The organism is Nocardiopsis codii (genome assembly GCF_036327455.1).
Classification (GTDB): Bacteria; Actinomycetota; Actinomycetes; order Streptosporangiales; family Streptosporangiaceae; genus Nocardiopsis; species Nocardiopsis codii.
Window position 1 is genome coordinate 1 of sequence record NZ_JAUZMY010000002.1, and the last position, 12,322, is coordinate 12,322.

The window sequence follows — 12,322 nt, forward strand, 5'->3', positions numbered from 1 at the left end:
TGATCCCGAATGCTGCCGGGTCCACTTTCGAGTCCGACCAACAATAGGAAGTGTTGGCCTTCAAAAGACTCCTTAGAAAGGAGGTGATCCAGCCGCACCTTCCGGTACGGCTACCTTGTTACGACTTCGTCCCAATCGCCAGCCCCACCTTCACTCATTCCCTCCCCGAAGGGTTAGGCCACAAGTTTCGGGTGTTGCCGACTTTCATGACGTGACGGGCGGTGTGTACAAGGCCCGGGAACGTATTCACCGCGGCGTTGCTGATCCGCGATTACTAGCGACTCCACCTTCATGGGGTCGAGTTGCAGACCCCAATCCGAACTGAGACCGGCTTTTAGGGATTCGCTCCACCTTACGGTCTCGCACGCCCATTGTACCGGCCATTGTAGCATGTTTGCAGCCCAAGACATAAGGGGCATGATGACTTGACGTCGTCCCCACCTTCCTCCGAGTTGACCCCGGCAGTCTCCTATGAGTCCCCACCATTACGTGCTGGCAACATAGAATAGGGGTTGCGCTCGTTGCGGGACTTAACCCAACATCTCACGACACGAGCTGACGACAGCCATGCACCACCTGTCACCCACCAACTAAATGACCCTGTATCTCTACAGGTCCACGGGCGATGTCAAACCTTGGTAAGGTTCTTCGCGTTGCGTCGAATTAAGCAACATGCTCCGCCGCTTGTGCGGGCCCCCGTCAATTCCTTTGAGTTTTAGCCTTGCGGCCGTACTCCCCAGGCGGGGCGCTTAATGCGTTAGCTGCGGCGCGGAAACCGTGGAAAGTCCCCACACCTAGCGCCCAACGTTTACGGCATGGACTACCAGGGTATCTAATCCTGTTCGCTCCCCATGCTTTCGCTCCTCAGCGTCAGGTAAGGCCCAGAAACCCGCCTTCGCCACCGGTGTTCCTCCTGATATCTGCGCATTTCACCGCTACACCAGGAATTCCAGTTTCCCCTACCTACCTCTAGCATGCCCGTATCCACTGCAGAACCGGAGTTAAGCCCCGGTCTTTCACAGCAGACGCGACACGCCGCCTACGAGCTCTTTACGCCCAATAATTCCGGACAACGCTCGGACCCTACGTATTACCGCGGCTGCTGGCACGTAGTTAGCCGGTCCTTATTCCCCACCTACCGTCAACCCCCAGAGAACTGGGAGCCTGCGTTGGTGGTAAAAGAGGTTTACAACCCGAAGGCCGTCATCCCCCACGCGGCGTCGCTGCGTCAGGCTTTCGCCCATTGCGCAATATTCCCCACTGCTGCCTCCCGCAGGAGTCTGGGCCGTGTCTCAGTCCCAGTGTGGCCGGTCGCCCTCTCAGGCCGGCTACCCGTAATCGCCTTGGTAGGCCGTTACCCCACCAACAAGCTGATAGGCCGCGAGCCCATCCCTGACCGAAAAACTTTCCACACACCACCATGAGGTGGCGTGTCATATCCGGTATTAGACGGCGTTTCCACCGCTTATCCCGGAGTCAGGGGCAGGTTGCTCACGTGTTACTCACCCGTTCGCCGCTCGTGTACCCCGAAGGGCCTTACCGCTCGACTTGCATGTGTTAAGCACGCCGCCAGCGTTCGTCCTGAGCCAGGATCAAACTCTCCATAAAGGTCAAACAATCCGTCCCGGCGACCAGAGGTCAGCCTGGGGCGAATAAACCTAGAAGAAATCCTGACCAACCAGGTTGCCCTGGTTAATCAAAGGAACCCTTCACACCGAACCACTGTTCGGGTGACGGGGCCAAAACAAACATGGCTTAAAGAAAATCAAACACGCGCTGTTGAGTTCTCAAGAAACAACCGCTCTTCCCTTACAAGCCCGATCCTGGTGGACCGTGTGCTCTTCCGTGGAAGGCGTCTGCGTTTCCGCTTTGTTGTGTCTTTACTTTATCAGGTGTTCCGCGCCCCGCCAAATCGGCGGTTTGTGGTTCGTGATCGGGGTAAAGCCCGTTTTGCTTCGTTTGCTTTTGTCCGAATGGACTTGGCTTTTGAAGCGACTCCCTGAGTTTACATGTCCAGGGCAGTGCTCGAACCGCGAGGTTCGGAGGCTGTACTGGTGTGACTCGGGGAGAGACCGGCACGTCCGCGGAGATTCCGCGTCCGTCTCGCTCGGTCTTGACCAACTGTACCCCCGTGCAGGAGTCCTCGTGACGCGTTCCGGGAAATCCGTCGGTGTCGTGTGTCCCGTCCGGCCCGCGAACGGGGACGGAACGGGACACGCCTGCTCACGGAGTCGTCAGAGCTTCTCGATCGGGGCGTACTTGACGAGGAAGTCCTTCTCCCCGATGTCGGCGCCGAAGTCGATCCGGGCCTTGGTCTTGTCCCCGGCCCCCTCGACGAGCTGTACCCGGCCCATGCCGAACGAGTCGTGGTTGACCAGGTCTCCCACGCTGAGCGTCGGCGCCTCCTTGCCGGCGCTCCGGCGCGAACCGCCGCCGAAGGTGCTGCCGAACCCGCCGGTCCCCCGCCCGCCCCCGATGCTGCGGCTGGGCGGTGCGGCCAGGCTGGACTCCGCCCGGCGCCAGTCCACCAGGGAGGACGGGATCTCGTCCAGGAACCGCGACCCCGGGTTGTAGGAGGGGGTCCCCCAGGCACTGCGCACGGCGGCGCGGCTGATGTAGAGGAGCCGCTCGGCGCGGGTCAGCCCCACGTAGGCGAGCCGGCGCTCCTCCTCCAGTTGCGTCTTGTCGCCCAGCGTGCGCGTGTGCGGGAACACGCCGTCCTCCATGCCGGTGAGGAACACGGCGGGGAACTCCAGCCCCTTGGCCGCGTGCAGGGTCATCAGCGTGACGACGCCGCCCGTGTCGTCCGCGTCGGGGATCTGGTCGGTGTCCGCCACGAGGGAGATCCGCTCCAGGAAGTCGACCAGTGTCGGCTCCCCCGGGTCGAGCGTCCCGGAGGGGACGGCGCCGTCCTCGTCGTCCCCGTCCGGGGGCTCCTCCTCCAGGAGCACGGCGAAGGTGTGCTCGAACTCCCTGGCCACGTCCACGAACTCCTCCAGGTTCTCCACCCGGCTCTCGTCCTGGAGGTCCTTGGACTCGGCCAGCTCGGAGAGGTACCCCGTCTTGCTGAGCACCGCCTCGACGACCTCGGCGGGGGTGCTGCCAGGCACGGCCTGTCCGAGCTCGTCCAGCAGCGCGGTGAAGTTCTGCACCGCCTTGACCGAGCGGGTCGCGATGCCCGGCGCCTCGTCCACCCGGCGAAGCGCCTTGGAGAAGGAGATGCGCTCGCGGGCGGCGAACAGCTCCACGGACTCCTCCGCCCGCGCGCCGATCCCGCGCTTGGGCACGTTGAGGATGCGCCGCAGGCTGACGGTGTCCTCGGGGTTGGCCAGGACCCGCAGGTAGGCGAGGATGTCGCGGATCTCCTTGCGCTCGTAGAAGCGCACGCCGCCGACGATCTTGTACGGCAGGCCGGTACGGATGAACACGTCCTCGAACACACGGGACTGCGCGTTGGTCCGGTAGAACACGGCGACCTGGCTGGGCGTGACCGTGCCGTCGTCGGTGAGCTTGTCGATCTCGCCGACCACGAACGCGGCCTCGTCGTGCTCGTTGTCGGCGACGTAGCCGGTGATGGCCGGGCCGTCGCCCTGCTCGGACCACAGGTTCTTGGCCGGCCTGCCCTCGTTGCGGTCGATGACCGCGTTGGCCGCGGACAGGATGGTCTGGGTGGAGCGGTAGTTCTGCTCCAGGAGGATGGTCCGCGCGCTGGGGAAGTCCCGCTCGAACTCCAGGATGTTGCGGATGGTGGCGCCGCGGAACGCGTAGATGGACTGGTCGGCGTCGCCGACCACGCACAGCTCGGCGGGCGACACCACGCTGGTGTCGGAGTCCTCGGCCGCGCCGACCAGCTCGCGGACGAACGCGTACTGGGCGTGGTTGGTGTCCTGGTACTCGTCGACCATGACGTGCCGGAAGCGGCGCCGGTAGTACTCGGCGACGTCCGGGAACATCTGGAACAGGTTGACGGTGACCATGATCAGGTCGTCGAAGTCCATGGCGCCGGCCTCGTGCAGGCGGCGCTGGTAGAGCTGGTAGGCCTCCGCGAGCTTCTTCTCCTGCTCGGTCTGGGCCTGCTCGGCGGCCGTGTCGTAGTCGATCAGCTCGTTCTTGAGGTTGGACACCTGGAAGGAGAACGTCTTGGGCGGGAACCGCTTGGGGTCCAGGTCCATCTCCTTGCAGACCAGCTGCATCAGCCGCGCGGAGTCCGCGGAGTCGTAGATGGTGAAGCTGCTGGGGTAGCCGAGCCTGTGCGCCTCCCTGCGCAGGATGCGCACGCACGCCGAGTGGAACGTCATCGTCCACATGGTGTTGGCCGCCCGCACGCCGAGGAGCGCCTGGATGCGCTCCTTCATCTCCGCCGCGGCCTTGTTGGTGAACGTGATCGCGAGGATCTCACCGGGGCGCACGCCGCGCTCGGCCATGAGGTGGGCGATGCGGTGCGTCAGGACGCGGGTCTTGCCCGACCCCGCGCCCGCCACGATCAGGAGCGGTGCGCCGCTGTGGGTGACGGCGTCGCGCTGGGGACCGTTCAGACCTTCGAGAAGCTGCTCTTGGGAGGACACGTCTCCAGGTTACGGCCGACCGGGGACGACGGTGTCCCCCTCCCCGGGGGCGGTCCGCCCCGCCTTGCCCGTTTTGTGGGTGAAAGCGCGCTGACCGGCGGCCTAGGCTGTTTCGGTACGGGTTCCCGGAGGGGGACCGTGGTTGTCTCGGGGGGAGTTTCCTTGACCATGCGTGTGTTCGTCGACTGCGATCCGGGGATCGACGACGCCGTCGCTCTCGCCTACCTGGCCGCGCGCCCGGAGGTGGAGATCGTCGGTGTCGGCGCGGTCTTCGGCAACAACAGCGTCGACATCACGGCGGACAACGCACTGCGGCTCCTGGAGCTGTACGGCCGTCCGGACGTGCCCGTGGCGGTCGGCGCCGCGAGGCCGCTGGTGCAGGAGCCGCGGCTGGCCGCGCACGTGCACGGCGGCAACGGCCTGGGCGACGTGGAGCTGCCCGTGCCCGCGGGCAAGCCGGTCGCGGAGTCGGCGGCGGAGCTGCTGGTGCGGCTGGTCCGCGAGGCCCCGGGCGAGATCGACGTGCTGGCTGTGGGTCCGCTCACCAACCTGGCGATCGCGCTGGGGCTGGAGCCGCGGCTGCCGCAGCTGGTGCGGCGCCTCGTGGTGATGGGCGGCGCGGTCCGGGTGGCCGGCAACGTGTCCTCGCACGCCGAGGCCAACATCAGCAACGACCCGGAGGCCGCGGAGGCGGTGTTCGCGGCCGGGTTCGCCCTGGACCTGGTGGCGCTGGACATCACCATGAAGACGGTGGCCACGCCCGAGTGGCTGTCGGACCTGCGGGCGGTCCCGGGTGAGCGCGCCGAGCGCACCTCCGCGTTCCTGGACTTCTACGCGGAGTTCTACAAGGGGATCTTCGGCGTCCGCCAGTGCGCGATGCACGACCCGCTGGCCGCGGCGGTCCTGGTGGACCCGCACCTGGTGACGGAGTCGTTCGAGGCGCCGCTGCGGGTGGAGCTGTCCGGCGGGCTCACGCGCGGGATGACCGTCGCCGACCTGCGTCCGAGTCCGAGTCGCGACGACCGTCGCGCCGCCCGGGTGGTCACCGGTGTGGAGGAGGCCGAGTTCCTCGGCAGGATGCTGGACTCCCTGCGCTGACGCACCGACGCGCTGACGGCGGTCGCCCCGGGGGGACGGCCGCCGTCGCCGTTCCGGCTGGGGACGGGCCCCGCGGTGCGGAGCCGGGGCCGCCGTCCGCCGGGGTTCCGGTGCGTCAGACGAGCCTGCGGGCCGTGGCCCACCTGCTGAGCTCGTGCCGGTTGGACAGCTGGAGCTTGCGGAGCACCGAGGACACGTGTGTCTCCACCGTCTTGACGGAGATGAACAGTTCCTTGGCGACTTCCTTGTACGCGTAGCCGCGGGCGATGTGCCGCAGGACCTCGCGCTCGCGCTGGGTGAGGCGGTCCAGTTCGGGGTCCACCGGCGGGGCGTCGGTCGCGGAGAACGCGTCCAGGACGAACCCGGCCAGTCGCGGGGAGAAGACCGCGTCGCCGTCGGCCACGCGGACGATCGCGTTGGCCAGCTCCCTGCCGGAGATGGTCTTGGTGACGTAGCCGCGGGCTCCGCCGCGCACCACGCCGATGACGTCCTCCGCCGCGTCGGAGACCGACAGCGCCAGGAAGCGGATCTGCGAGTGCTGGGACAGGACCCTGCGCAGTACCTCCACCCCGCCGCCGCCGGGCAGGTGGACGTCCAGGAGGACGAGGTCGGGCTGTTGCTCCCCGATGACGTGTACGGCGCTGTCGACGTCCCCGGCCTCCCCGACGACGTTGACCGCGTCGCCCAGCTCACCACGGACACCGCTGCGGAACAGCCGGTGGTCGTCCACGATCACGACGCGGGGTACCGCGTCACCGTCACTGAAGGTCGTGCTCTCGTCTCCCACACCCTGGACTCTACCCACGTCGGGGGCGGCGGGGACAGCGGTGGCGGCGGTGGCGGGGCCGGTTGACCGCTTCCGGTCGGCGGCGGGCGGTCCGGGCCGCTGGGCATGGGCGTCCACCGGGGCTACGCCTCCGGGATGCGGGGCATGCGCAGCTGCACCTCGGTGCCCTCGCCCGGTTCGGTGCGGATGCGGGCCGATCCGCCGTGGCGATCCATCCGGCCGAGGATGGAGCCGCGCACGCCCATGCGGTCCTCGGGGATGCCGTCCATGTCGAACCCGGCTCCCCTGTCGCGGACGAACACGAGGACTTCCTCCTGGTCGACCTCGCCGAATACGGAGATGGTGTCGGTCCCGGCGTACTTGGAGGCGTTGACCATGGCCTCGCGGGCGGCGCGAAGCATCGCGGACAGCGCGTCGTCCATCGGGCAGTCGCCCACGCACACCACCTCGATGGGCACGCCGTGCTCCTCCTCGACCTCGGCGGCGACCCGTTCGAGTGCGGGCGACACGGTGGTGTCGGCGTCGGCGGGCCGCTGGTAGAGCCAGCTGCGCAGGGCGCGCTCCTGGACGCGGGCGAGGCGCTGGACCTCACGGGGGTCCTCGGCGCGGCGCTGGATGAGGGTGAGGGTGTGCAGGACGGAGTCGTGGATGTGCGCTGCGAGTTCGGCGCGCTCGGCGTTGCGGATGCGCTCGCGGCGTTCCTGGTCGCGTTCGCGTACCAGCCCGATGATCCAGGGGGCGGCGATCAGGGAGACCCCCGCGAGGAGGGTGAAGGCGAAGGTCAGGCCGGCGCGGGCGTTCTGGAGCTGTTCCTGGAAGACGAGGAAGCCGATGACGCCGACCACGACGAGGAGGACGCCCGTTCCGGCGCGCATGACCCCCTTGCTTCCCTTGCTCCCCCGGCCGCCCTTGCCGACGGCGCTGGTCATCCATTCGTCGCGCTGGGTCGGGTTGGCCTGCTGCCAGAGGATGACGCCCCCGAGCGTTCCGAACACGACGAACCACAGCAGGGGGTCGAACACGCCTCCGAAGAGCAGGAACAGGAAGCCGAGCGCGGCGGCGAGGCCGACGTAGGCGACGACCTGGGAGATGTCGCGGCCCTTGCGCCGGGTGTCCGCCTCTCCGGGTGCGCGCCCCGGCTCCTCGGGGTCGGCGGGCACGAAGAAGTACAGGGCGACGTACACGGCGATGCCCATGCCGCCGACGGACAGGGCCATGAAGGCGAGGCGGACGACCACCGGGTCGAGTCCGAGGTGCCGGGCCAGTCCGGCGGCGACCCCGCCGAGGAGCCTGCCGTCCACCGCGCGGGTGAGCCGCGGGGTGTCCGTGGCCGTTGCTGCCACCGCCCGATCACCGCTTTCTGTCGTGCGGCTCGGGTTCACGTGCCGCGCTCGTAGGTCCTGTGGTCCAGGATGCCCCCCGGGGCCCCCGCTCGGCATCCGGGGCGCGTCCCTGGTCCGGCCCTGGTTTCGGTCAGGGTGGGTTCAGGGTCGTCCCGGATTCCCTGTCCGGCGGTTCCGGGTGACCATGGGTGTGTGAGGAAGGTGCGGTGAGTGACCATGGCTGACGATCCGACGCCCGAGGGCTCCGGGGGCGGCGCATCCGCCGCGTCCGGGGCTCCGGGTGCGGCGGGGGGCGGTCCCGGGACCGCCGAGGCGCGTCCCGAGGCGCCCGGGCGCGAGCTCCGCAAGGGGGACGACGACCGGGTCCTCGCGGGGGTGTGCGCCGGTCTGGCCCGGTACACGGACGTCGATCCGGTGGTGTGGCGGACGGCGTTCGTGCTCACCGCGTTCGCCGGCGGCACGGGCCTGCTGCTCTACATCGCCGCGTGGATGCTGATGCGCGGCCCGGAGGGCGGTCCGGCGACGTTCGAGCAGATGCTGAACCGGAGTTTCCCGTCGCGCGCCGTGCCGAAGCTGCTCGCGGTCGGGTTGGCGGTCGCGACGGCGTTCAGCGTGGTCGGCGGTCTGGGGTGGTCGACGCTGGTGCTGGCGATACCGCTGGTGCTGGGGTTGCTGACGGCGCGGAACCGCGGCGTGGACCTGCGTGCGGCGTTCGCGGAGCTGCGCCAGGACCTGAGGTCGAAGGAGCCGCCGCCCACGGTCCCGGTGGCGGGGCCGACCCCGACCTACTACAACCCGGCGCAGCCGTGGGCGTCGGCTCCGCAGGGCCCTGTCGATCTGGCGGTGGTGGCGGAGCGGTCCGCGCACGCCGACGGGTCCGGCGGGGGCCTGGACGACGACGATGCGGACGACGAGGCCGAGGACCGACCGGAGGACGGGTCCGGCGGAGGGCCCTGGGGCGGGCACGGCTTCGAGCCCGGTCGTGCCCGGGGCTCGGAGGCGGCGTGCCGCAGGGGGGCACCGCTGGCGTCGTTCGCGCTGTGGACGGTCCTCGCCGCGGCGGTCCTGGTCCCCCTGTCGGTGTTCGGGTGGTCGTCCTCGCTGTGGAGCGCGCAGTCGGCGACGCTGCTGTTCGGTCCGGAGACGGGGGTGTACTTCCTGTCCGGCGTCCTGGCCGTCATCGGCCTCTACGCGCTGATCGGCACCTGGGCGGGCGACCCGCGGGGGCTGATGTTCCTGGGGCTGGTCGCGGCACTGGCGCTGGTGCTGGCGTCGGTGACCGACCTCACCCGGGTGCGGATCGGCGGCGAGACCTGGCGGCCTACGACGGTCGCCGAGGCGGAGGCGGGCGACCACCTGCTCACCGTCGGTTCGGGGTCCCTGGACCTCTCCGGGCTCGAGGACCTGGAACCCGGCGGGACCGCGGACGTGTCGTTGAGTGTGGGCGTCGGCCACCTGGTGGTCGTCCTCCCGGAGGACGCGCGCGTCGCGTTCACGGCGGACCTCGGCCTCGGGATGGTGGACCCCGTGGGGACGGGGGACGGTGGTGAGCTGGTCGGACACTCCCTCGTGTACGAGGAGGTCTACGAACCCGTCAGGGGTTCCGCGTCCGGGTCCGGGGACGGGACGGAGGACGGGACGGGGGAGGAGTCGGCGGAGGACGACACGGCCGAACCCCCGTTGATCAACGTGCGCACCGACTCACTGGTCGGGGTAGTGGAGGTACGGCATGGCGAAGCGTAGAACCGACTGGGGTTCGCTGGTGGCGGGTCTGTTGTTCCTCGCCCTGGCGGTCGCGTTCGTCGTGCGCGGGCAGGGCGACTGGGAGTTCAACGTGGTCTGGGTGCTGCCGGTCCTGGCCGCCGGTCTGGCCGTGGCCGGGGTGGCCCGCGCGCTCACGCGCCGGTCCCGGAGGAAGGACGCCCGGGCGGACGGCCGGGGCGAGACGAAGGGCTGACGCCGACGGCCGCCCGGCGGGGACCGGGCGGCGGGGCACGCGGAAGGGCGCCGGCCGACGGGGGCGGCGCCCTTCCGCACGCGTGCGGCACAGTCGTGTCCGGGGTGGTCCGCGGTCCGGCGCGGCCGGCGCGGTGACGGATCGCGGGGGGCGCGGGGCCGGAGGCTATCCGGCGGTGGGGCGCTGCTCGGCGATGGCCGCGAACTCGGCCACCCCCAGGGACTCGCCTCGGGCGCCCGGGTCGACGCCTGCGGCGCGCAGCGCCGTCTCGGCGGCGGGAGCGGATCCGGCCCACCCGGCCAGGGCGGCTCTCAGGGTCTTGCGGCGCTGGGCGAAGGCCGCGTCGATCACCGCGAAGACCTCCCGGCGGGCGGCCTTCGTGTCGGGCTCGGGGCGGCGGACGAGTTCGACCAGCCCGGAGTCGACGTTGGGGGCGGGCCAGAACACGTTGCGTCCGACCGAGCCGGCGCGACGTGCCCGGGCGTACCAGGCGACCTTGGCGGAGGGGACGCCGTAGATGCGCCCGCCGGGGGTGGCGGTGATCCTGTCGGCGACCTCGGCCTGCACCATGACCAGGACCCGCTGGAGGCTGGGCAGGAGTTCGAGCAGGTGCAGGAGCACGGGCACGGACACGTTGTACGGCAGGTTGGCCACGAGCGCCGTGGGGGCGGGGCCGGGGAGCTCGGTGATGCGCATGGCGTCGCCAGGGACGACGGTGAGCCGGTCCGCCAGGTCGGGCGCGTGGTCGGCGACGGTTCCGGGCAGGGCGGCGGCCAGTGCCGGATCGATCTCGATGGCGGTCACGTGGCGGACGTGCGGGAGCAGCGCCAGGGTGAGCGAGCCCAGGCCCGGTCCGACCTCGGCCACGACGTCCTCGTCGGTGACGCCGGCGACCCGGACGATGCGGCGGACCGTGCCGTGGTCGATGACGAAGTTCTGACCCAGGGTCTTGGTGGGCCGGATGCCGAACCGCTCGGCGAGTGCTCGCACGTCGGCGGGCGTCAGCAGGCGGGAGCGGTCGTCGGGTACGGGTGTCTGAGTCACCCCCATATCTTGCCAGCTCCCGTCCGCTGCCCCGGTGCCGGTCCGCGGAGGCGCGCTTCCCCGGCCTCCGCCCGCCCCGGCCGCACGCGGGTTCCCGCCGGTGGTCCGACGGTCCGGGGCCGGAGCGGAGCGCAGGCCCCGAGTGGACACGCCCTAGTCGAAGAGGTGGACCCCGCAGTGGGGCCACTGGCTCTGCCAGTTGCCGTCGACGGAGGTGTAGAGCTGCTGGGCGCGCCGGGTCTGCTCGGACGCGTCGGCGTCGGAGGGCAGCCCGGTGCCGCCGACCGCCTGCCAGGAGCCGGTGCTGAACTGGTAGAGGCCGTGGTAGCTGCCCGAGGAGCTGACGGCGGCCGGGTCGCCGCCCGATTCGCACTGGGCGAGGGCGCCCCAGTTGAGGCCCGCGGCCGCTCCCCCGGAGGGCGTGGGCTTCTTGGTGCCGATCTCGACGAGCCCCTCCACGGGCGCGGTGACGACCTCGCGCTCGAGTTCGTGTTCGACCTCCTCGCCGCCCCTCAGGATGGTGGCGGTGGTCACCTTGCGGAGGCCGTCCACGGGTGCGGTGACGACCTCGCGCTCCCCCTCGGGCAGGTCGGGGTTGTCCCGTTCGACGGTCTCCGCCTCGATGACCGTCTCCTCGGTGACGGGTTCGCCGAGGACGGGGGTGATCTCGACGACCATGCCGGGCTCGGCCGGCTCGGCCGGCGCCGGAGAGACGATGTCGTGCTCGCCCGTGTCCACCCCGGCGGCCAGGAGGACGTCGGCGACGGTCGCCCCGGTGGAGCGGGTCTCGGTGCGGACGGTGTCGTACATGACGACCATGCGCGGGGCCCGTTCGGCGGTGACGGTGAGGCCGCCCTCGGGGATGCGGGTGTCGTGGTCCTCGGAGAGCTCGATTCCCTCGGGGTCCAGCCCGATCTGGCGGAGCGCCTCTCCGAGGGTGAGGGCGTTGACCGTGTGGGTGAGCCGGTGGCCGTCGAGTTCGACGGTCACGTCACGTGGGGAGCGCAGGAGCACGTGGTCGCCGGAGGCGATCCGGGTGTCGGGGGGCGGGGCGACGACGTCGCCCTCCTCCGGGGTGATCCCCGCGGAGTCGAGGACGTCCTGGACGGTGCCGCCGAAGGTGTGCACAGTCTGTTCGCTGCCGTCGGCGTCGAGGACGACGCTGCGGTCCATGGCGAAGGCGGTCCCGCCTGCGGCGACGGCGAGGACCCCCGCGACCGACGCGGCGACGAGCGGGAGCGGGAGCCTGCCGCGTGCCCGCCGTCGGCCTTTGGCGCGGCGCGTGCGCTTGTTCGGGGTACCGGGCATGGCGGCTGCGTCCTTCTCGGAAAAGGGGTGGATCGGGTTTCTCCGGATTCGCCCGGGCGGGCGCGTCCTGGAGCCGTCGACGCTGCTGGCGGCGGCGTTCCGCAGAGTCTCCACGCGGCTTCGCGGCTCTTTCCCCACGAGCACGGACACATTAACACCGGCAGCGGACCGCGTTTTTTACTTGGCCAGAAAGGCCGTCATTCTGTCGTGTTTAGTCATC

General features: G+C 69.9%; 8 protein-coding genes and 1 rRNA gene. 3 read left to right on the forward strand and 6 right to left on the reverse strand.

Going from position 1 to position 12,322, the window contains the following annotated elements; translation table 11 throughout:
• Nucleotides 1-76 precede the first annotated feature (76 nt).
• Both Q8791_RS01820 and pcrA read right to left on the reverse strand, forming a co-directional pair.
• Nucleotides 77-1,608 (reverse strand): 16S ribosomal RNA (locus Q8791_RS01820).
• 626 nt (nt 1,609-2,234) lie between these two features.
• Entirely contained in the window at nt 2,235-4,565 is a 2,331-nt protein-coding gene (pcrA, locus tag Q8791_RS01825) for a DNA helicase PcrA (protein ID WP_330089797.1), read from the reverse strand.
• 168 nt (nt 4,566-4,733) lie between these two features.
• On the opposite strand from pcrA, the gene Q8791_RS01830 reads away from it, so the two are divergent.
• On the forward strand, nt 4,734-5,663 hold the full coding sequence (locus tag Q8791_RS01830; protein ID WP_330090125.1) for a nucleoside hydrolase: 930 nt from the start codon (nt 4,734-4,736) through the stop codon (nt 5,661-5,663).
• A 115-nt stretch (nt 5,664-5,778) separates the two neighbouring features.
• Here the strand turns inward: Q8791_RS01830 and Q8791_RS01835 are convergent, their stop codons facing one another.
• Both Q8791_RS01835 and Q8791_RS01840 read right to left on the reverse strand, forming a co-directional pair.
• Nucleotides 5,779-6,450 (reverse strand): response regulator transcription factor, encoded by a 672-nt coding sequence (locus Q8791_RS01835; protein WP_330089798.1) that lies wholly within the window; start codon nt 6,448-6,450, stop codon nt 5,779-5,781.
• A 122-nt stretch (nt 6,451-6,572) separates the two neighbouring features.
• Nucleotides 6,573-7,793 (reverse strand): ATP-binding protein, encoded by a 1,221-nt coding sequence (locus Q8791_RS01840; protein ID WP_330089799.1) that lies wholly within the window; start codon nt 7,791-7,793, stop codon nt 6,573-6,575.
• Nucleotides 7,794-8,009: 216 nt separating this feature from the next.
• On the opposite strand from Q8791_RS01840, the gene Q8791_RS01845 reads away from it, so the two are divergent.
• Both Q8791_RS01845 and Q8791_RS01850 read left to right on the forward strand, forming a co-directional pair.
• On the forward strand, nt 8,010-9,536 hold the full coding sequence (locus tag Q8791_RS01845) for a PspC domain-containing protein (RefSeq protein WP_330089800.1): 1,527 nt from the start codon (nt 8,010-8,012) through the stop codon (nt 9,534-9,536).
• Entirely contained in the window at nt 9,523-9,750 is a 228-nt protein-coding gene (locus Q8791_RS01850) for a hypothetical protein (protein ID WP_330089801.1), read from the forward strand. Before Q8791_RS01845 ends, Q8791_RS01850 begins: the two co-directional genes overlap by 14 nt.
• A gap of 165 nt (nt 9,751-9,915) precedes the next feature.
• Here Q8791_RS01850 and rsmA read toward each other — a convergent pair whose 3' ends face one another.
• Both rsmA and Q8791_RS01860 read right to left on the reverse strand, forming a co-directional pair.
• A complete protein-coding gene (gene rsmA, locus Q8791_RS01855) occupies nt 9,916-10,800 on the reverse strand; it encodes a 16S rRNA (adenine(1518)-N(6)/adenine(1519)-N(6))-dimethyltransferase RsmA (protein WP_330089802.1) in 885 nt (294 codons plus the stop codon).
• A gap of 147 nt (nt 10,801-10,947) precedes the next feature.
• Nucleotides 10,948-12,102 (reverse strand): ubiquitin-like domain-containing protein, encoded by a 1,155-nt coding sequence (locus tag Q8791_RS01860; RefSeq protein ID WP_330089803.1) that lies wholly within the window; start codon nt 12,100-12,102, stop codon nt 10,948-10,950.
• Between the last annotated feature and the right edge of the window lie 220 nt (nt 12,103-12,322).

Excerpts from the sequence above, each read along its gene's own strand:
- rsmA (WP_330089802.1), bottom strand. The coding sequence starts at position 10,800 with ATGGGGGTGACTCAGACACCCGTACCCGACGACCGCTCCCGCCTGCTG.
- Q8791_RS01860 (WP_330089803.1), bottom strand. The coding sequence starts at position 12,102 with ATGCCCGGTACCCCGAACAAGCGCACGCGCCGCGCCAAAGGCCGACGG.
- Q8791_RS01830 (WP_330090125.1), top strand. The coding sequence starts at position 4,734 with ATGCGTGTGTTCGTCGACTGCGATCCGGGGATCGACGACGCCGTCGCT.
- Q8791_RS01845 (WP_330089800.1), top strand. The coding sequence starts at position 8,010 with ATGGCTGACGATCCGACGCCCGAGGGCTCCGGGGGCGGCGCATCCGCC.
- Q8791_RS01850 (WP_330089801.1), top strand. The coding sequence starts at position 9,523 with ATGGCGAAGCGTAGAACCGACTGGGGTTCGCTGGTGGCGGGTCTGTTG.